This is a genomic window from Providencia sp. UF-224 (genome assembly GCF_058245955.1).
This window is the reverse complement of record NZ_JBSICC010000003.1, coordinates 216,437-234,942: the sequence shown is the minus strand read 5'-3', so window position 1 is coordinate 234,942 and position 18,506 is coordinate 216,437. Positions and strand designations below refer to the sequence as shown.

The following is an 18,506-nucleotide window of genomic DNA, read 5'->3' as shown; positions in this document are numbered from 1 at the left end:
ATGGAGAGAATTGAGCGCCACGCTTGCTTTGGTGGCTGGCAGGATGTTTATCAACATCAATCAACGGTATTAGGCTGTGAAATGAAATTTGCCGCCTATTTGCCGCCGCAGGCTCAAACGCAGCCTTGCCCTGTGATTTATTGGTTATCAGGGCTGACATGTAACGAGCAAAACTTCATCACGAAAGCGGCGGCTCAGCAATTTGCCGCAGAGCACGGGGTGGTTCTTATTGCGCCAGACACTAGCCCAAGGGGCGAAGGCGTAGCAGATGATGCCGCTTATGATTTGGGGCAAGGGGCTGGGTTTTACGTCAATGCTTCTCAAGAACCGTGGAAACGCCATTACCAAATGTATGATTATATCGTTTCAGAGCTGCCAGCATTAGTGGAAAGCCATTTACCTGTAACAGATAAGCGCGCGATTTCAGGCCATTCCATGGGCGGTCATGGGGCTTTAATGATTGGTTTGCGTAACCCTGAACGCTATTGCAGTTTGTCTGCATTTGCGCCGATTATTGCGCCTTCACAAGTTCCATGGGGGCAAAAAGCCTTTATGGCGTACTTGGGCAATGATAGGGCTAAATGGCTTCAATATGACACTATTGAGTTACTTGGTAACGCAGTGACAACATCGCCAATACGTGTTGATGTGGGTACAGCAGATCCCTTTTACCATGAGCAATTAAAGCCAGAGCTGTTAGCAACGGTCTGTGAACAAAAGCAATTTGATTGCACATTGCATTTACGTGATGGCTATGACCATAGCTACTATTTTATTAGCAGCTTTATTGGTGAACATATTGCCTTTCACGCACACAATTTAAAATACGTGTAATAAAAATAGAAGGGTTAGATTGCAACGCATTTTACCCTTCTATTATTCTCTTTCCATTATCCGCATGAATGCATTTTCTCTATTTATTATCATGATTTAAAAGCTTACTGACCGCTTTAATCGCGCTAATGGCGACATCTCTATTGGGATCGTTGCACAGTTCAAGTAAGCGGTTCATGGTATTCATTTGTTTTATGGGGGATTTGCAGTCTCCAAGCGCTGAAATTGCTGCTATTTTGACATCGTCATTATTTCTATTGGTTAAATTGAGCAGTGTATTGATGATTTGTGTATCCATTATGTATCCTACGAAATCACGTTACAAAAAATGAACTAGTCAAATATACTGATATTTAATATATATCAGCATTTAAGTTCAATGATATTAATATTATCAGAATAATTTAGGTTGGAATATAAAAAAAAGCGGCAGGAATAAAGAATAATGTAATTTATTGGTTTTAATAATAAAAATGACTGAGTTACCAAGGAGGTAGCTCCCCGATCTTCAGACATAGTAAGATTAAATCGGGAGTTTTGGGGGGAAGATGAGCGAAAATATTATTTGATTAGTTAGCAAATTAACTTAATCGAAGGCAAAGGTTTTTATTTAAAATGCTCAGATAACTTACTTAATGCTTTTATCGCGGATACAGCGACATCTTTATTTGGATCTTTACATAAATCGAGAAGACGATGAACTGCGGTTTGTTGTTCAACGGTTGCGCGGTAATCCCCTAACGCCGAAATGGCGGCAATTTTCACATCATCATTACCACGATGTGTTAATTCAAGCAATGTTTGAATAATATTGTTTTCCATTTTCTGTCCTGTTAGCCCATTTGCTTGTTTAGGCGTATTCTAGGGGAAATTTCTTAATATTTATCTTCAAATTTCAAATGATGATCAATAGATTATATCAACTTCACACCTTTTTAGAGATGTTAGTGAATGATTGATTTATCGTGAAAGTTTAGGTGCTATAAGATAATCGTGAAATGAATAGTTCAAAGAAAACAAATAAGTAGGACATTTACTCAATGTGAAGAAAGAGCACGCAGATGACGTGCCCTCTTTCGCAAAAGATTAATGGCGCAAATAGACATGAGGTGTATCATTTTCAGGATGTTTGCTTACTCCTAAATCTGCTTGGTACCAGCGAGTGAGATTTTCTGTTGTTAATACTTCCATTGGTGTGCCACTGGCGGCTAATTTCCCTTCGTGAATTAAATAAACGCGGTCGGCGTATAACGCGGTTAGGTTTAAATCATGTAGCACGCAGCACACACCGATAGGGCGATCGCGGGTTAGTTGGTGCAGTAGGCGCAAGCTATGTTGCTGGTGGTATAAATCCAGAGCCGACGTGGGCTCATCTAAAAATAAACAGGCGCCTTGATTTGTAGGTTGCCATAACTGTGCCAACACACGTGCCAACTGAACGCGTTGTTGCTCACCGCCAGAAAGCTGCCGATAATCGCGGTGGCGCAACACTTGGCAATGGGTTAGGGATAACGCCTCTTCAATAGCAACTTGCTTGTGTTCTGAACCATAAGGGGTGCGCCCCATGGCCACGACATCTTCAACAGTGAACGCAAATTGCAAATTACTATGTTGCTTCATTACCGCACGTTTACGAGCTAACTCATTGCCTTGCCACTCTTTTAACGAGCGCCCCTCTAATAGGCAAACACCTTGTGTTGGGGTTGTATAGCCAGTTAACAGTTTTAATAGGCTAGATTTCCCTGCACCATTGGGGCCAATAATGACCACCATTTCATGCTGTTTTATCGAAAGGCTTATATTGTTAATCAATGTCTTATCGTCGATTTGATAAGTCAGGCTCTGCGCTTCTAATAAAATAGATTTATCTTGCATCGTCTAAATTCTCCCCGCAGGTTGGCGTAAAATTAGCCATAAGAAGTATGGCCCACCAATCAACCCAGTGAGTAAGCCCACAGGGATTTCAGCGGGGGCAACCGCAGTACGGGCAATGGTATCGGCGATTAATAATAGCGCAGCACCGACAATGGCTGACCCTGGTATTAACCAACGATGGTCGGGGCCTAATGTCATACGGATTAAGTGTGGAACCACTAACCCAACAAAGCCAATCACGCCACTCATCGCCACCGCACACCCGACTAATAAGGCACTGAGAAACAGCAAAATAAATTTCGCCCGTTCAACATTCAAACCAAGGTAGTGCGCATCTTCATCTCCTAACTGGAGGATATTGAGCTTGTTCCCTTGCCACAAGCACACTGCGCTGACAGGCAAAATGACCGTAGTAGCAATGGCTAACGACGTCCAATCCACATTCCCCAATGTGCCCATCATCCAGAGACTAAAGGTTCGAAGTTGCTGGTCATTGCTGATATAACTCAGCACACCAATAAACGACATGCACAGTGCATTTATTGCAATTCCAGCCAGTAGTAGGCGTGCCAAATTGCCGTTAGATGAGCGGTTTAAACTAAAAATAATTAAGGAAACCACTAAGCTACCAATAAAAGCGGCTGCGATATGGCCATAGTTTTGCATTACCGCGGGTAATGAAAAAGATAAAACGATAAAGGCGGCAACGGCTAATGCCGCACCACTACTGATGCCCAGCAAACTGGGATCAGCGAGTGGATTACGAAAAAGCCCCTGCATAATGGCGCCTGACACGGCCAGTGCTAGCCCCACTAAGATGGCAATTAAGACACGCGGCAAACGAATGTTTAGCCATATTTGCCAGTCAGGATCGGTGGCAGAAGCCTGCCACAGTGCATTGAACGAAAAATTTATCGGCCCTGCGTTGGAAGCAACAAACGTCAGAGCACAAAGCACGAACAATAAAATTAAAATAACAAATAAAGGTCGTTTAAAACGGATCATTGGGACTTCTCTAATGCCTCACGTAGTTGCTGCATGACTTTTGGCGTGCCTAAACTAAACGTTAGCATGCCCACATCATCAACGACGGCGAGTGCTTTATTTTTCCCCGCAGGCGTCATAGCAATACCGGGTAAGTTCCACACGCGATCAACGCCACCTAATGATTTAATGCCTTCTTCGGTGAAGACAATTAAGTCTGGTTGGCTAGACAATAAGCCTTCTGAGGAAAGCGGGCGATAGCTATCAAAATTGGCCATCGCATTTTTTGCGCCAATTGCCGTTATCATGCTATCCACCGCCGTTTTTTTCCCCGCTGCTAAGGGGAGAACACCACCGTGGCTCATGATAAACAACACTTTTTTATCAATCGGTGCCGTGTTGACTTGGCTAAGCGATTGATTGAATTTATCCACCAATTGCTTGCCTTGCTCAGGCTTGCCAACCGCAGCGGCAATGGTGGTGATTTTTTCTGGAATGGCTTCTAAACTCGGTTTCCCTGTCACTTTGATGACTTTAACGCCGCTTTTTTCTATTTGCGTTAATGCCATGGACGGTTTTGCTAATTCACTGGCGAGCACCAAGGTTGGGCGCATCGAAAGTACGCCTTCAGCATTAAGCATTCGCATGTAGCCAACATCAGGCAGTTTGGTCGCTTGCTCTGGGTGCAGGCTGGTACTGTCGCGGGCAACAAGTTGGTCTTGTGCGCCAAGTTCATAAACTATCTCTGTCACATCACCACCGAGAGTGACAATGCGCTGCGCAGCATAAGAACTGAACGAGACAAACAGGACCGATAAGGTTAGAAGCCATTGTTTCATAATAAATTTACCTAAATTTTAAATGCGGGGTAACGCAGTGACTTGTTGGCGCCATTGTTCTTGCTCTGGCGTGCCTTCAGTGCGCTGACCGTACATTTGTGCGATTTGATTCCCTTCAATATCGAAAACTTCAAGGCTAGTCACAAAACCATCTTGCGTTGGTTTGCGTGTTACCCAGCACTCATGAATGCCGTTTTCAATCATGTGTAAGGTAAAATCAGGATTGAAAATGTTGAGCCATTTCAAATCTGAACCTTCACTCTGATATGGCATGATTTTTTTGATTTCACCAGTGAAAATTTGCACACATCCACGGTTGCCCACAAAAATCATGATTTCGTTCTGGTCATTGAACGCCGTATTAATCAGCTGATTGAAGGAATCAGTCGGCACCTTCCATGCTAAATCATCACTCACGGCGGCGAAAACTTGCTGGCGGCTCAAGTTATTCTTTTTCAATAAAACAAAAAATTGGTGCACATCTGTCATGTTGCGCCATTCTTGCTCTAATTGCTGTTTTAGCTCATCACTAACAGGTTGGTTGGTAAATGGCGTCGCTGGCACATGAGTTAATTCACTATTATCTTGCGTCGCATATTTCTCAATCAGTGCTTGCCATGCCGCCATATCAGTTTCATCAGTGGTGTAGACTTTATGCAGTGCATCACCTTGTTTATCAAAGAATTGGATACTGTGGCGCTCACCGTGTTTGGTGTCTTCTGTCAGGGCGAAAATTGCATCCCAATGAGCAAAAAACATACGTAAGTCAAGGGCGCGAGGGTTTAAAATTAAACCACCGTGAGGGCTGAATGTTGCGTTGTCATAACGACCCACTTGCTCATGCACCACGTATTCGTTGCGGGTAATGGCTTTGACTTGCCCAACCGCTGCTAATTCAGTCAATAACGTTGGCGCATCAACGTCTAAACGCACGGCTTTATCATGACCCACACGGCTGTGCAGCAACTGAGCTTCAGAAATATTCAGGTAAGCAGCAAGATCACGAGCGTATTTGGCTTTGTTATCTGCTTTGGCTTGTTGGTAACGCTCGAAAATGGTTGAATTCACATCTATCTCCTTAATACTATTATGAATTACCACTGGAAGCTGACCAGTAGTTTGGCATTACGTCCATCTTGAGGAATGCCTTGTGATGAGTAATATTCTTTGTCGAAGGCATTGCCTAACACCACGCTTGTGCCTAAGCCTTTGAGTTCACCGTCACCTTTGTAGCTAACGTAGAAATCATGGACGGCATAGCCAGCTTGTTGTTCAGCTTGAGAGGCCTTATTGAAGTCGGTGTGGCGAGTAAATTCCCCTAACCAGCCCACAGAGAAACCGCTGTCTGCAATGGGTACTGCAAGGTTACTGGTGACAGAGTCGGGCTTAATTGAGGTCAGTGACTTACCGTTTGATTGGTCTTTTCCTTCCGTATGGTTATATGCCAGACTCCAATTGAAGTAGTCAGTTTTATAATCCATCGTGGCATCCCAGCCCCAGATTTTTGCCTCTTTGGTATTAATTGAGGTGGTATAGTTATTTTGTATATTTTGTCTGTCAAAATTCACATAGGTATTAATGTAGTCTTTGGCTTTGGTATCAAAATAACTGGCTTTAAATTGCAGGTTGTCACGTTCCATTAATAGGTCATCAAAACGCAAGCCAAAGCCGTATTCAGCAGTGCGTGTTGATTCAGGTTTTAGATTTGGATTTGGTCGCCATCTATTAACAATAGGCCCCATTTGGAAGTGAACATCGTCGTTGTACATTTCCATCATTGATGGTGCACGGAAAGCCTCAGAGTAAGATGCAAATAACATTGACCAATCTGTTGGCGTGATACTCACTGCGCCTTTTGATGACCATTTTCCTTTCTTAACATCCTCATTTCCTTGAGACGTCGCTTTATAGTGGTCATAACGTGTACCCACAATAAATGACACAGGTAAGTCTTTTAGGGCAATTTCGTCTTGTAAGAAGCCAGATGCAAAGGTGATATCCGCATCAGGGAATTGGGTTGTGTTTGCGTAAGGGGTTTGCTTTTGCTTATAAGCTTCGCTGCCATAGGTGAGGTTATGAGCCGCCAGCGGTAAATCATAAACATTAGAGCGGTTATCCGCTTTTAAACCGTAAGTTTTTTGCGTGCGACCTTCATAAGGGGTTCCTTTGCCTTTAGCCGTAATATTCACATCAGAATAATAAGGAGTGACTTTTAGGTTTAACCAATCTTGTGATGCAGGGTTGAACTGGTAAGTCGCTTGGGCATCACGCTGACGTGTGTTGCGGTTAACTTGTAGGTTATCTTTACCGACATTCAATTCCTGTGGGTTTTTAGGTTCATGGGCATCGTTATTATAATAACGAACCTGACCCGCAAGTTTTTGTGCATCATCTATTTGCCATGTCCCTTTCGCTAGGAGATAAGCAATGGTTTCTTTGTTATCCATGTCATCGCCGTTACTGAGGCGAATATCACCCACTTCTTTCGTTACAAAGCTGAAAACACCATCAAGGTTATCGGTACGCCCAAACGTTGTGCCACCAAAACCAAAGCTATGGTCGCCGGTTGCGGCTTGGGAAAAGACGCGAAAACCGTGATTTTGCCCATCACGTAGTAGGTCTTTAGCATCAACGGTTTCCCATGCAATCACACCTCCCATTGCACCGCTACCATAAAGCAGGGCGGATGGACCGCGAACGATTTCCACTTGCTTGATCAGGGCAGGGTCAATAAATGTGCCATTAACATGACCCGTATCAGTACCTTGGCGAACGCCATCTACTAGGGTCAATATCCCACGGCGATCAAAGCCACGAATGGAAACATCTTGCCCATTTGAACGACCAGTGCCTGCCACGTTAATACCAGGCACTTTGCGTAGGATGTCATTGACTGTACCTGCCGTTTGGGTTTCAGGTGAATTATTTTTAATCACTGTCACCATCATCGGTGTATCAAAGCTATCACGTTCAGTCCCTGTCGCATAAACAGTCATGACGTCATTGCTTTTCTTAGTCGTTGAGGGTTCAGCTGTTTGTGCATGAGCGCTGGCGATGACACTTAAGATCGCGCTGGTCAACACAGATATCCGTAAAACATGAGACATAATGGTGATACTCCGTAAAAATTTCATTTTTTGCTAGGCTAATTAGCGGAAATAAAAGGCTATTTATGTAATGGCTAAAATACTTATGGACAGGCATGTAGCCCATCAGGGGGATAGGAGGTTGGCATTACATAGGGAGCTTCGAATGTAAGATGCGCAGGAATATCACAAGGTGTGCGAGCAATGATTGCGAATTTTACGTGGTCGGAGTATGACCTTTTTGTTTGCTTTTTGGATGAAAAATCAGCAAATACAGACGGCAGTTTAAACTCCATAGAAACCTATTCCTATGTTTTAGATTAAGCTGGCTGCCTGGATGAGTGACCTAGGTGGCTTGCGGATAAAATTTTTGTTGGAACGTTACTTCGTTAAAATCAATTTACCTGTACGCGTTTGCCTTAACTGGTAAAGCTCGCCATTGTGCTGGATGGAAACCTTTCCTGTCGGCCCCAAGAGCTGCTGGCTCTCTACGACGTCAGTTTTGATTGTTTGCTTGGCCGTTTCGGCGATATTTTCTGCAACTGGCGCTGTCATATTATTTACCATGCTAACTATACTGATAACAGAAATGATATTGAGAATGATTATCTTTATAATTATGCCCAATATCAAGTGATTTTCACAATCAAACAACAAAAGAGCTACAAAGTTCAAATTCTGACTATTAACAACCTTATTGTTGTAAAATGATTATTTACAATCTATAAGTTGTATTTTTAATAAAAACAACTAAAGCGTTGTTTTTTGTGTTTAAGACAACATAAGAGTTGTTTTTTGATGTTTCACAATGCTAAGATTGTATTTTAAGCAATAAACATCACTTAAGTTGTAAGTTGAGTGTCCCATATAAGAAGGTTAGGCTATGGACGAGATTAAAAAGATTGCCAATATGTTGACTCAACAACGAAAAAGTTTAGGTCTTGAGCAAAAAGATATGTATATGCGCATCGGTATGAAGCAGCAACAATACCAACGTGTTGAAGCGGGTAATGATATTAAATTATCAACATTTCTCCGTGTGCTTGAAGGGCTAAATTTAGAGCTTTCAATCGGGCAAAAGGGTTCGAGTAAATCATCAGTACTTGGTTCAAATCCTAACAATCAATCTGAAGAATGGGGGAATACAGAAATACCAGAAAATGACGATCTCGATTTTTGGTCAAATATCACGAGGTCTAAATGAGTAAGCAAATTGAAAATATTGAGGGACTTAAAATCCAATTATATGGTTTGGACATCGCAATTGTTGTTCACTATGCAGGGGGGCGAAATATATTAACGTTTCACCCCGATTTTGTTGGTATGCCATTAGAAGAACGCCCAGTATTTACATTGCGGCAGTTGATGGATATTAATTACCTTAATAAACCTTTGATGAGTCGGATAAAGCTTCCACCCGTTTTATCCAATTTACTACCTGAAGGGGTATTAAGAGAATACACTGCCAAGGCAATTAAATGCCAAATTGATAATGAGTTTTCACTTTTGGCATATTTAGGCCGCAATTTATCCGGCGCATTATGTATAGACCCAATTAGCGCTGGGAATATTCCTGATTGGGCATTGGCATATCGAACGTCTACGGAACCGCAGCAAATCGATGTTAAACATGTAGATAATAAGTTTTCATTAGCAGGTGTTCAAATAAAATTTTCATCTTCATATGTAGACGGACGCTATTATGTAAACCAAGCAATTTCTGACGATATGTGGATTATTAAAACACCATCTACACTGCATAAAGGTGTTTCTGTTAATGAATATACTTGTATGAAACTAGCAGAAAGTGTGGGCGCGGAAATTCCAGAAATACGCTTAATTAGATTAACTGAGCTAGATGGGCTTCCCAATATAAAATTAGCTGATGAAGAATATGTTTATGGGATTAAACGGTTTGACCGTAGCGCAGCTGGGCGAATCCATACAGAAGATTTTGCCCAAATATTTGGCTTATACCCTAGTGATAAATATGAAAAAGCGAATTATGAGCTTTTAGGTAAAACACTTTATCATTCAAGTTCTGAGAAATATAAAGATATTCAACAAATGGCGAGGAGATTATTAATCAATATTTTATTAGGTAATGGAGATGCGGATTTAAAAAATTGGTCGCTAATCTATCGAGATAAAATATCCCCTTGCTTATCACCACTATATGATGTGGTTTTCACGAGCCCTTACATTGAGAATGATAAATTAGCCTTAAATTTGGCAGGAACAAAGCAATGGCATAAAATTACGTTGAAACATTTTGAACGCTGGTCACAAGATGTCGGCGTTCCTTGGGTCGTTGTAAAGCCACATTTACAAGATGTTATTCAGCAAGCAAGGGCTAATTGGCCATCAATGCTAAAAGAATTACCTATGTTCCCAGAACAAAAAAGGCAATTGCATCAACATTGGCAGCAGCTAAGTGATGATCTTATCATTAAGTGATTTTATTATACGTTTTTCGGTTTATTACATGACGCATTGTTCATAATAAAAGGCGATTACTCATGAAAATATTACTCATAGGTGCAACTGGGCTAGTGGGAAGCCATGTGTTAGAGCAAGCGCTTGCTGATGACCGGGTTAGCCAAATTATTGCTCCTGTGCGTCATGCATTACCTGAACACCCCAAATTATCTGCGCCGATAGTGAATTTTGACCAACTTCCCGATGAAGCCCATATTTGGGCGGTGGATGCGGTTATTTGTACGTTAGGGTCAACAATGAAAGTGGCGGGGTCAAAAGCCGCGTTTCGCCAAGTTGATTACACCTACCCGTTAGCCTGTGCAAAACTTGCCAAAAAATGGGGCTGTCCGACGTATGCGTTAACCTCTGCATTAGGGGCGAATGCCAACTCGCCATTTTTTTACAGCCGAATAAAAGGGGAGCTTGAACAAAGCTTAATCGCCTTGAATTTTGAGTCCTTGACATTAGTGCGCCCTAACGTCATTAGTGGCCATCGCAACCAAGAGCGTCTTGGTGAAGTGGTAGTTATTCGTATTATCTCTTGTTTATCCCGCATATTACCCGCTAGCTGCCAAATTAGCCCTGCAAAAAATATTGCTAGCGCCTTGCTAAATTCAGTTATTCATCCCGAAAAAGGGGTGAAAATTATTTCATCAAAACAGCTCGCATAACAATTTATTGGGCAACTTTGTTTTCGTGTTATAGATAAAATAAGAAAAAGTGCATTATTTGACGTATCTAACACTTTGAAATAAAAATGTAACAAAAATGTAATATTTAAGTGTATTCACTTATTGTTGCCGCATATTTATTGTCATATTTTTGCCTGCTTGTACTTTTAGACGGGGTTAAATATGTCAATATTTAAAGAACAACCAGATATACCAGTCACAATGTCGAAATCTGAAATCGACGCTAAATATAAATACTGGCGATTACATTTAATGATTGTGAGCTACATTGGCTACGCAGTTTTTTATTTCACACGCAAAAGCTTTAACTTCGTGATGCCTGAGATGCTAACAGACTTAGGGATCACCAAGGCGGACATCGGTATGGTAGGAACCGCGTTCTACCTCACTTATGGCGCATCTAAATTCCTGTCGGGTATTATCGGGGATAGGTCGAACCCGCGTTATTTTATGGGGATTGGCTTAATCGCAACAGGCGTTGTTAATATTCTATTTGGTTTAACCTCTTCAATATCCATGTTTATTTTCTTATGGATGGTGAATGCGTTCTTCCAAGGTTGGGGCTGGCCGCCATGTGCTAAAATCCTCAATACGTGGTATTCACGTAATGAACGTGGGCTGTGGTGGGCGATTTGGAATACCTCCCATAATATTGGTGGGGCGATAATTCCTATCTTATCGGGTGGTGTTGCACTTGCCCTCGGTTGGCGTTACGGCATGATCATTCCAGGTATCATTGCTATTGTGATTGGTATTGGGTTATGTATCTTTTTACGTGATAGACCACGTACCATGGGGTTACCCACTGTTGGTGAATGGCGTAATGACCTCGAGGAACTCAAGTATGAAGCTAAAGGCGCAGGTTTGCCTTTAGGTAAAATTCTGAACGAATACATCTTCAAAAATAAAGTGCTTTGGGTTCTCGCGATTTCCTACGCAGTTATTTATATCGTCAGAACAGGTATCAACGACTGGGCAAACTTATATTTAATCGAAGAACATGGCTTTAATTTGCTTTCAGCAAACGCCGTCGTGATGATGTTTGAAATTGGCGGTTTCTTTGGTGCCATTGTTGCAGGATGGGGCTCTGACTTAATCTTTAAAGGTAACCGTGCGCAAATGAACGTGATTTACGCATTGGGTATTATTGTCACATCCTTCTGTTTATGGATTGTGCCTGTCGATAATGAATATGTCTTCTCGTTCTTATTCTTTATGACCGGTTTCTTTATTTTCGGCCCGCAGTTCTTAATTGCGATGGCGGCTGCTGAGAACTCCCATAAAAATGCCGCAGGTGCATCGACAGGCTTTGTCAGCTTGTTTGCCTATATTGGTGCATCAATCGCAGGGTATCCACTATCCATTGTGATTGAAAAATACCAGTGGAACGGCTTCTACTCGTTACTGTTAACTTTATCTATTTTCTTAATTTTATTGTTGATCATTGCGATGGCAATGACCAAAAAGAAAGTGATAATAGAAGATTAATTTGTGTAGTGCATTGAAAATTCGAGCATATTAAGTAACCCCCAATAGTTGGGCAACCAATTACTGGGGGTATTTTTATGCCAAAATACAGCCGTGATTTAAAAATTATCATGGCTAATCGATGGTTAGGTTCTTGCTGGATATCCTTATTATTAAATTATTAATAATGTAATAATAAAAATGCTGGAAATTTTTTATTTATTCTATTGTTTTAATATCAGTATATTGAGTTATATTTTTATAGTCACAAAGTAAATTGTTTTTGATTGAAATCACATTACGAGAACATCATTAATACATTAATAAAATAAAGGGTTATTGTTAACTTAATGTGTATTTATTGTTGCGTTTGCATAATGGGGTTAAATCATGAGTACAGAAAAATATGACTATATTATTGTCGGTGCAGGCTCTGCGGGGTGTGTATTAGCAGCTCGATTGATCCAAGAAACTCAAGCGCGTGTATTGCTACTCGAAGCGGGTGGAAGCGATAACCATATGTTTATTAAGATGCCTGCTGGGGTCGCTAAAATCATCGCTCAAAAAAGCTGGCCCTATGAAACGGAGCCAGAGCCTCATGCAAATAACCGCAAAATGCAAATTGCCCAAGGTAAAGTTCTTGGTGGAAGTAGCTCCGTTAATGGCATGATTTATATTCGAGGCCAAAAGCAGGATTATGATAATTGGGCTGAAAAATATGGTTGTGAAGGGTGGGGCTATAAAGATGTGCTGCCATGGTTCAAAAAAGCAGAGCGAAATGAAAGCCTGACAGGGGAGCATCATGGTACAGATGGCCCGTTGCCTGTCAGTGAAAACCGTTATCGTCATCCACTTTCTATGGCATTTATTCGTGCTGCACAAGAGCATGGGTTACCTTATGTGAATGATCTAAATGGTGAAAGCCAGCAAGGCACCAGTTTTTACCAAACGACGACCCATAATGGCGAAAGGGCAAGTACATCGAAAACCTATTTAAAATCAGTAGAAAAAAGTGAAAAACTCACCTTAAAACTCAACACACAAGTGAATCGAATTATTATTCAGGATGGCAGTGCTGTCGGGGTTGCCTACCAAGGAAAAAACGGTCATGAAGTCGACGCTATCGCAGCGAACGAAGTGCTTATCTGCTCTGGCTCAATGGGCTCAGCCAAATTATTGATGCTATCAGGCATTGGGCCTGAAGAGCATTTGTCTTCGTTGGGCATTGATACGGTGGCGAATTTACCTGTTGGTAAAAATTTTCATGACCATTTACACATGTCGATCAATGTGACAACTAAGCAGCCAATCAGTTTGTTTGGGGCGGATCAAGGTTTAAACGCCATTAAACACGGCTTCGAATGGATGGCATTTCGCAGCGGGTTATTAGCATCTAATGTCCTCGAAGGTGCCGCGTTTAAAGATAGCTGTGAGCAAGGTCGTCCAGATGTGCAAATTCATTTTCTCCCTATTTTAGATAGCTGGGATGATGTACCGGGTGAGCCGTTACCTGCCGCTCACGGTTTCACCTTAAAAGTCGGTTATCTGCAACCTAAATCCCGAGGCGAAATTCTATTACGCAGTAAAGACCCTCTAGCTCCGTTAAAAATTCATGCCAATTACCTTGCTTCCCCTGAAGACATGGACGGGTGTAAGCGTGCAGTTAAGTTTGGTTTAGATGTTTTAAGCTCACCATCGTTACAAGCGGTTAGCCAAAACGTATTAATGCCACCTGACTCAGTGCGCCATGATGATGCGCAGCTTGAAGAGTTTGTACGTAACTTCTGTAAAACCGTTTATCACCCAGTGGGAACATGCCGTATGGGAACTGACACTAAAGATTCGGTGACGGATTTACGCTTACGTGTGCATGGTATTGAAAACTTACGAGTCGTAGACTGCTCTGTCATGCCTGAGATCCCAAGTGGTAACACTAATGCGCCAACGATTATGATCGCCGAACGTGCAGCAGCAATGATTATTGAAGATAGACAGTAATTATCAATTAATAATTTTAGTGGGAATAGGCTATTCAAAAAGATGGCCTATTTCTAGTTAGGCCCACTTAAAAATAAGATTAACGGCAAGAAAATAAAATTTTGACGAATTCTTCATACTAAATACTATAGTTTAAAAACATTACTATTCATTTGAAGGTCAAGCTGATGCGCCATGCCTTAGTATTTTTAACGCTGTTATTTAGTACTGTAGCATATTCTTCACAAACCCTTGTTTTAGTCCGACATGGTGAAAAACCAGATAATGACAGTGGGCAGTTAACCTGTAAGGGGCTTAATCGTGCATTGGCATTACCTGATGTGCTTATTTCTAAGTATGGCAAGCCTGATGCGTTATTTGCCTCTGCGCCAAAACAGAATAAATTAGGTAGTTCATTACGTGCAGTACAAACCATCACACCAACAGCCATCAAAGTATCATTGCCTATTCATCTTAATTACCACGCTAAAGAAACGAAGGAATTACAACAAGCATTATTGAGTCCGCAATATGAAAACTCAGTTATTTACCTCGCTTGGGAACATGATAATTTAGTCAAGTTAGCAAAAAATATAATGAAAAGTGAAGGGGGAAACCCTGACGAGATCCCAAAATGGAAAGGCTCGGATTTTGATAGTATTTATGTTTTAAGAATTAATCGTGAGAGCAATGCAACGAAAATAACGTTTGAGCATACTCAGCAAGGCTTGAATCATGTTTCTGACGTGTGTTCAAACTCGCTCTGATGGAACGACATTCGGCGCCATAGGTATTGGCTATGGCGTTTGCTCATAAATAACGACTGTTAATATGAGTTATCTTCAGTCACGCTAAACTCTTCTCGGCATTTTGCTAACATTTCATCTAACGCATTATTTATATTAAGTTCATCGGGTTTTACTGTCTTTATAATAGAAAATTCAAATGCATTTTCACCAAAAGAGTTCCAGTCTTGTTGTAGCTGGGCATTTCTATGCTGACCATATTTCAACTCAAAAATATGGCGGTTAATGATCCCCTTGGGGTTTTTAGCGGATTGCATGAGGATCATGCCTGTATTTTGGTTTCTAATTAAATACACCCCAGCGGTTGAAGGCGCATCTTTATAGCTTTGCTTTAATTCTTTTCGATTCATATTGTTACACTTAATAAACGATGGTTAGAATGCAAGTTTCAGCGCATATTGGCGAATATCATTGGGCCACGTTGCAGACATCTTTTTGAAGGCCGCTTGCTGGTTAGCAAATAACGCTCTCAAACTTTCCTCATAATTTGGTAAGTTGCCGCCAATTTCTGAAAGAAACTTATAGGCAGCTTCTGTCTTGCGCCGTAAGTTATCTTCATCAGCGCCTAACTTTTTAGCCTCATCAACTAAACGTCGTATTGTGGCGGATGCGCCCCCTGGTTGTGTGGACAACCATTCCCACTGACGAGGCAAAAGCGTTATTTCTTTTGCAACAACGCCTAATTTTGGCCGACCTCTAGATTTTTCAACCAAAGGGGGGGCTTGTACATCAGCGGGTGGCTTCAATTCAGGGTATGCTTGCAGCGTCATTGCTAAAATAGACGCGTTAGCAAACTCAAAATTTACCTCTATTCGAGTGCCTGTCTTATCATTGAAAATAAAAATAGGCTCTGAAATATCGGTTTTGCACTTAATTGTGGTAATAATTTCACTCAGCGTTCCTTCTGCAATTTTTTGGCTAAGCGAAAAGGCAGTGAGGTTCACACTCATGTTAAATACCTATTTTTATCAGGGTAAAAATATATTTGCCTAATTTATCACATTTGTCAATTATACCCGGGTAAAATTTATTTTGACGTGAACATGAATGCAATGTTTTGATGATATTGAAGCATAGCGTTGAGCTATTTGGAGTTTAGATTACCGTATGAATTACTTAGCAAATAACGCTGCAAGGGGCGATTATGATTGCCTGTATTCTATTGGTGTGAGCCAAAAGCCTACGCTGAATTATTGAGGCAAGTTTTGAGCATGTTGCCATTGAAGTAACGATGTTTTTATTCAATATTTTGATCTTGATGGTAAGAAAGGAATTGAAGGCGTAGTTTACGTTGAACCTCGCTCAATTAAATGCCAATCAAGAATTTCATGGCAGTCATCAAGCTGTGGGTGCTTAATTTTATTGAGGAGTAATTGGACACTGCGGGTCCCAAATTGATGCATTGGCTGCACAATGGTGCTTAGTGGGGGAATGGTCACATCACCGAAAGGCACACCATCAAACCCTAACACAGCGATATCATTGGGAATATGCAAACCCTGTTGATGTAAAACACTCATTGCACCACCCGCAATGACATCGGAAATTGCAAATATGGCATCTGGCTTTTGGCCATTTTGCAGCAACCTTTCCATTGCTTGGGCGCCAGCAATGTAATCTAGTTCATCCACATATTCGATTTTACAATACTCAAGGCCAAGCTCGGCAAGTGCTTTTCGATACCCTTGCTCTCGTTGTTGTGAGTAGAGGTAACGCATATCGCTGTTAATTAATGCGATGCGTTGGCGATTTTTTGCTGCCAAATGATAAACACCCGCTATGGCAGCTTGTGAATTATCGATAGTAACAGAGGAGGCGCGAAATTCAGGATCCCCCTCACCACATTGCACCCAAGGAAAATCACCAATCATATCAGTAAGTCCCGGTAAGCAACTCACGGCATCCATGGTAATCACGCCATCAACAACTTTTCCTCTGAGTAAACTCAAGTAAGCAGATTCGCGGGTTGGGTTGGATTCAGAATTACATAATAAAATATGATATCCGTGGCGTTCTGCTTCTTCTTCAATACCACGAACGACTAATGAACAAAAGGGGTTAGTGATATTCGATACCAAGACTAAGAGCATGCGACTGCGGGAGGTACGCAGTTGGCGGGCTAATAAATTAGGCTGATAATTACATTGTGCGATGGCGGCAAGTACTTTTTCACGAGTTGCAGGTTTTACAATATGTTGATCGTTTAATACACGTGAAACCGTTGCGGCAGAGACTCCTGCGATTTTCGCTACTTTTTCTATCGACATCGTTCATTTTTCCTTTTGTCTATTGCCATGCACAGTATGCAACATCGTGATGAAAAGTACGATTGATACAAGTAATTTGTGATGCTGGTTGCAAATCTATCTTTTAGGTCATTTTTACAACACTTAGCGAGTTGCTGAAATAAACTATTTGATTATATTTTATAAATGAAATCGATTTCAGTAAAAATGTAATCGATTTCATTTTGAATTTTAGCTGCCATTTAATCAAAAGCCTCATTTTATAAACAATAAAACATGAGAGGTAATGAATGGATATACAACTACAGGTTGCGAAGCCTACGGATCGGAGTGAAATCGCGCGTTTGATTTACCACTCAACGAATGTTTGGTACCAGCAGCATGGCTTAGGCGCGATATTTCAGTCAGCACCAGAAGAGTGTCATTTATTTGTTGATGTGTATCAACAACTTGATGCGGGTTATCACTGGGTCGCTTGTGATTCCCAATCGACTATTCTTGGCTCTTGTTTTTTTCACCCACGCGAAACGCATTTGGGTCTTGGGATAATGAATGTCCATCCTGATGCTTTTGGGAAAGGGATAGCAAAAAAATTACTCGCCAAGGCGGATGAGTTGGCTGGAAATTTACCCATTCGCTTAATTTCCAGTGCGTTAAATCTTGATTCTTATTCTCTTTATCGACGTGGTGGTTTTACACCTTATGCGGTTTACCAAGACATGGCGATTTCTGTGCCGACCCAAGGTGTGAATTTCCCGCGTTTAACTGAAGGCATTGTGCGTGATGCACGAATCGAAGACTTACCCGCTATTTTACAGTTGGAATTTGACGTATTAGGTATTCAGCGTCAGCGAGATATTGAATATTTTTTAAAGGACACCAGTGGGTTATGGCGAATTGCCGTCTGGGAGCGTCATCAACGGATTGAAGGTTATCTCGCCTCTATCGCACACCCCGCATCAAGAATGCTAGGGCCGGGTTGCAGTTATCGTGACGAAGTGGCGCTGGATTTGCTGGGTTGGATGTTGGACAAACATCATCGTGGCGCGACGCCAGTGGTTCTCGTTCCTGTGGAGCGAAGTGCACTGTGCCAAGCATTAGTCCAATGGGGAGGCAGAATTTGTGAATTACATTTTGCGCAAGTTAAAGGCACTGCGCAGAAACCAAGCGGCGTGGTTATGCCGTCCTTTTTACCTGAAAGTGGCTAATAAAAAATAGAAAT

General features: G+C 41.6%; 19 protein-coding genes. 8 read left to right on the top strand and 11 right to left on the bottom strand.

Annotated features, from left to right (window positions below; translation table 11 throughout):
* Complete coding sequence (fghA, locus tag AC4IFO_RS05210) at positions 1 to 834, top strand: S-formylglutathione hydrolase (protein ID WP_490732383.1); 834 nt, start codon at positions 1 to 3, stop codon at positions 832 to 834.
* Between the two features lie 79 nt (positions 835 to 913).
* Here the strand turns inward: fghA and AC4IFO_RS05205 are convergent, their stop codons facing one another.
* The 8 genes from AC4IFO_RS05205 to hemP all read right to left on the bottom strand — a co-directional run bounded on the left by AC4IFO_RS05205 (position 914) and on the right by hemP (position 8,173).
* A complete protein-coding gene (locus AC4IFO_RS05205; RefSeq protein ID WP_490732381.1) occupies positions 914 to 1,132 on the bottom strand; it encodes a HEAT repeat domain-containing protein in 219 nt (72 codons plus the stop codon).
* Between the two features lie 308 nt (positions 1,133 to 1,440).
* Positions 1,441 to 1,656: a HEAT repeat domain-containing protein gene (locus AC4IFO_RS05200; RefSeq protein ID WP_490732379.1), complete on the bottom strand. Its 216-nt coding sequence runs from the start codon at positions 1,654 to 1,656 to the stop codon at positions 1,441 to 1,443.
* Between the two features lie 264 nt (positions 1,657 to 1,920).
* The gene (locus AC4IFO_RS05195; RefSeq protein ID WP_490732377.1) at positions 1,921 to 2,709 is read right to left on the bottom strand and encodes a heme ABC transporter ATP-binding protein; all 789 of its coding nucleotides are present in this window, start codon (positions 2,707 to 2,709) and stop codon (positions 1,921 to 1,923) included.
* Between the two features lie 3 nt (positions 2,710 to 2,712).
* Positions 2,713 to 3,714: a FecCD family ABC transporter permease gene (locus AC4IFO_RS05190; protein ID WP_490732375.1), complete on the bottom strand. Its 1,002-nt coding sequence runs from the start codon at positions 3,712 to 3,714 to the stop codon at positions 2,713 to 2,715.
* A complete protein-coding gene (locus tag AC4IFO_RS05185) occupies positions 3,711 to 4,532 on the bottom strand; it encodes a heme/hemin ABC transporter substrate-binding protein (protein ID WP_219246671.1) in 822 nt (273 codons plus the stop codon). The genes AC4IFO_RS05190 and AC4IFO_RS05185 overlap by 4 nt, the downstream gene beginning before the upstream one ends.
* 18 nt (positions 4,533 to 4,550) lie before the next feature.
* Complete coding sequence (locus tag AC4IFO_RS05180) at positions 4,551 to 5,600, bottom strand: hemin-degrading factor (RefSeq protein WP_490732373.1); 1,050 nt, start codon at positions 5,598 to 5,600, stop codon at positions 4,551 to 4,553.
* A 26-nt stretch (positions 5,601 to 5,626) separates the two neighbouring features.
* The gene (locus AC4IFO_RS05175; protein WP_490732371.1) at positions 5,627 to 7,639 is read right to left on the bottom strand and encodes a TonB-dependent hemoglobin/transferrin/lactoferrin family receptor; all 2,013 of its coding nucleotides are present in this window, start codon (positions 7,637 to 7,639) and stop codon (positions 5,627 to 5,629) included.
* Positions 7,640 to 7,999: 360 nt separating this feature from the next.
* A complete protein-coding gene (gene hemP, locus AC4IFO_RS05170) occupies positions 8,000 to 8,173 on the bottom strand; it encodes a hemin uptake protein HemP (RefSeq protein ID WP_225819117.1) in 174 nt (57 codons plus the stop codon).
* Between the two features lie 328 nt (positions 8,174 to 8,501).
* Between hemP and AC4IFO_RS05165 the strand changes: the two genes are divergently transcribed.
* The 6 genes from AC4IFO_RS05165 (at position 8,502) to AC4IFO_RS05140 (ending at position 14,999) form a co-directional block, all read left to right on the top strand.
* Positions 8,502 to 8,822 (top strand): helix-turn-helix domain-containing protein, encoded by a 321-nt coding sequence (locus AC4IFO_RS05165; protein WP_353243041.1) that lies wholly within the window; start codon positions 8,502 to 8,504, stop codon positions 8,820 to 8,822.
* On the top strand, positions 8,819 to 10,075 hold the full coding sequence (locus tag AC4IFO_RS05160; protein WP_490732368.1) for a type II toxin-antitoxin system HipA family toxin: 1,257 nt from the start codon (positions 8,819 to 8,821) through the stop codon (positions 10,073 to 10,075). Before AC4IFO_RS05165 ends, AC4IFO_RS05160 begins: the two co-directional genes overlap by 4 nt.
* A gap of 62 nt (positions 10,076 to 10,137) precedes the next feature.
* Positions 10,138 to 10,767, top strand: coding sequence for a Rossmann-fold NAD(P)-binding domain-containing protein (locus tag AC4IFO_RS05155; RefSeq protein WP_490732366.1), 630 nt, complete (start codon positions 10,138 to 10,140; stop codon positions 10,765 to 10,767).
* 183 nt (positions 10,768 to 10,950) lie between these two features.
* Positions 10,951 to 12,276 carry an MFS transporter family glucose-6-phosphate receptor UhpC gene (uhpC, locus tag AC4IFO_RS05150; RefSeq protein WP_490732364.1) on the top strand — a complete coding sequence of 442 codons (1,326 nt, stop codon included), beginning with the start codon at positions 10,951 to 10,953 and terminating at the stop codon, positions 12,274 to 12,276.
* A 369-nt stretch (positions 12,277 to 12,645) separates the two neighbouring features.
* On the top strand, positions 12,646 to 14,253 hold the full coding sequence (locus AC4IFO_RS05145) for a GMC family oxidoreductase (protein ID WP_490732362.1): 1,608 nt from the start codon (positions 12,646 to 12,648) through the stop codon (positions 14,251 to 14,253).
* Between the two features lie 167 nt (positions 14,254 to 14,420).
* Entirely contained in the window at positions 14,421 to 14,999 is a 579-nt protein-coding gene (locus AC4IFO_RS05140) for a histidine phosphatase family protein (protein ID WP_490732360.1), read from the top strand.
* A gap of 59 nt (positions 15,000 to 15,058) precedes the next feature.
* On the opposite strand, the gene AC4IFO_RS05135 is transcribed toward AC4IFO_RS05140, so the two are convergent.
* From AC4IFO_RS05135 to AC4IFO_RS05125, 3 genes are all read right to left on the bottom strand, one after another.
* Entirely contained in the window at positions 15,059 to 15,388 is a 330-nt protein-coding gene (locus tag AC4IFO_RS05135) for a GIY-YIG nuclease family protein (protein WP_490732358.1), read from the bottom strand.
* A 24-nt stretch (positions 15,389 to 15,412) separates the two neighbouring features.
* Entirely contained in the window at positions 15,413 to 15,988 is a 576-nt protein-coding gene (locus tag AC4IFO_RS05130; RefSeq protein ID WP_490732356.1) for a DUF2239 family protein, read from the bottom strand.
* A 336-nt stretch (positions 15,989 to 16,324) separates the two neighbouring features.
* Entirely contained in the window at positions 16,325 to 17,305 is a 981-nt protein-coding gene (locus tag AC4IFO_RS05125; protein WP_490732354.1) for a LacI family DNA-binding transcriptional regulator, read from the bottom strand.
* 269 nt (positions 17,306 to 17,574) lie between these two features.
* On the opposite strand from AC4IFO_RS05125, the gene AC4IFO_RS05120 reads away from it, so the two are divergent.
* On the top strand, positions 17,575 to 18,492 hold the full coding sequence (locus tag AC4IFO_RS05120; protein WP_490732352.1) for a GNAT family N-acetyltransferase: 918 nt from the start codon (positions 17,575 to 17,577) through the stop codon (positions 18,490 to 18,492).
* Positions 18,493 to 18,506 lie beyond the last annotated feature (14 nt).

Coding starts and splice junctions, on each gene's coding strand:
- fghA (WP_490732383.1), top strand. CDS start 1: ATGGAGAGAATTGAGCGCCACGCTTGCTTTGGTGGCTGGCAGGATGTT.
- AC4IFO_RS05205 (WP_490732381.1), bottom strand. CDS start 1,132: ATGGATACACAAATCATCAATACACTGCTCAATTTAACCAATAGAAAT.
- AC4IFO_RS05200 (WP_490732379.1), bottom strand. CDS start 1,656: ATGGAAAACAATATTATTCAAACATTGCTTGAATTAACACATCGTGGT.
- AC4IFO_RS05195 (WP_490732377.1), bottom strand. CDS start 2,709: ATGCAAGATAAATCTATTTTATTAGAAGCGCAGAGCCTGACTTATCAA.
- AC4IFO_RS05190 (WP_490732375.1), bottom strand. CDS start 3,714: ATGATCCGTTTTAAACGACCTTTATTTGTTATTTTAATTTTATTGTTC.
- AC4IFO_RS05185 (WP_219246671.1), bottom strand. CDS start 4,532: ATGAAACAATGGCTTCTAACCTTATCGGTCCTGTTTGTCTCGTTCAGT.
- AC4IFO_RS05175 (WP_490732371.1), bottom strand. CDS start 7,639: ATGTCTCATGTTTTACGGATATCTGTGTTGACCAGCGCGATCTTAAGT.
- hemP (WP_225819117.1), bottom strand. CDS start 8,173: ATGACAGCGCCAGTTGCAGAAAATATCGCCGAAACGGCCAAGCAAACA.
- AC4IFO_RS05165 (WP_353243041.1), top strand. CDS start 8,502: ATGGACGAGATTAAAAAGATTGCCAATATGTTGACTCAACAACGAAAA.
- AC4IFO_RS05160 (WP_490732368.1), top strand. CDS start 8,819: ATGAGTAAGCAAATTGAAAATATTGAGGGACTTAAAATCCAATTATAT.
- AC4IFO_RS05155 (WP_490732366.1), top strand. CDS start 10,138: ATGAAAATATTACTCATAGGTGCAACTGGGCTAGTGGGAAGCCATGTG.
- uhpC (WP_490732364.1), top strand. CDS start 10,951: ATGTCAATATTTAAAGAACAACCAGATATACCAGTCACAATGTCGAAA.
- AC4IFO_RS05145 (WP_490732362.1), top strand. CDS start 12,646: ATGAGTACAGAAAAATATGACTATATTATTGTCGGTGCAGGCTCTGCG.
- AC4IFO_RS05140 (WP_490732360.1), top strand. CDS start 14,421: ATGCGCCATGCCTTAGTATTTTTAACGCTGTTATTTAGTACTGTAGCA.
- AC4IFO_RS05135 (WP_490732358.1), bottom strand. CDS start 15,388: ATGAATCGAAAAGAATTAAAGCAAAGCTATAAAGATGCGCCTTCAACC.
- AC4IFO_RS05130 (WP_490732356.1), bottom strand. CDS start 15,988: ATGAGTGTGAACCTCACTGCCTTTTCGCTTAGCCAAAAAATTGCAGAA.
- AC4IFO_RS05125 (WP_490732354.1), bottom strand. CDS start 17,305: ATGTCGATAGAAAAAGTAGCGAAAATCGCAGGAGTCTCTGCCGCAACG.
- AC4IFO_RS05120 (WP_490732352.1), top strand. CDS start 17,575: ATGGATATACAACTACAGGTTGCGAAGCCTACGGATCGGAGTGAAATC.